Genomic DNA, 596 nt, shown 5'->3' on the forward strand with positions numbered 1-596 from the left:
CGAAATCGAACTTGCCGTCCGTCTCCACGACCTCACTAAGCGTCACGTTGATCTTGAGACTGCGGTTCTGTAGCGTGGCCTTGCGAACTTTCTCCACCCACTTATCGAACTGCGCGTAGTTGTACGCACTCTTGCATTCGATGGTGTAGGTAGTGCTGCCCTTCGAGTTGTAGCAGCGTTGCGTCTCGTCAAACGTCCGGACCTTGGCCACGAACTTTTCGATGTTGGTGCCCGGGGCCCAGTCCGAGATCGTGATAGTTTTATGATCTCGATCGATGTTCATCATCGACTCGAACTGGACCTTCCCCTTGCTAGTCTCAAACATCGAGAGCCAACCCTTCTGGTTCTCTTTGGACTTGACGAGCTGACCGCCGTACTTGTGCGAGTATTTGAGGGTCTTCGCAAAATCGCGCGGCGTCAGGTCCTCACCCTTAAGCATCCGTTGCAGGATAGCGACCACGGACTCCGGCGTAAACGTAGGAAGGCTCGTCGTAATACCAACACCGATACCTTCGCCGCCGTTCAGCAGAACGTTCGGCAGCATCGCCGGAAGCGTCACAGGCTCGATGTCCGAATCATCATAGTTCGGGACAAAC

General features: G+C 54.5%; 1 protein-coding gene. It reads right to left on the bottom strand.

Translation table 11 applies throughout. The features are described from left to right. The coding region (locus tag AC1RPR_RS08035; protein WP_481763442.1) for a DNA gyrase subunit A at positions 1 to 596 on the bottom strand (596 nt) is incomplete at both ends.

It is taken from the genome of Dellaglioa sp. CoH-57-MRSF-22 (assembly GCF_056781895.1).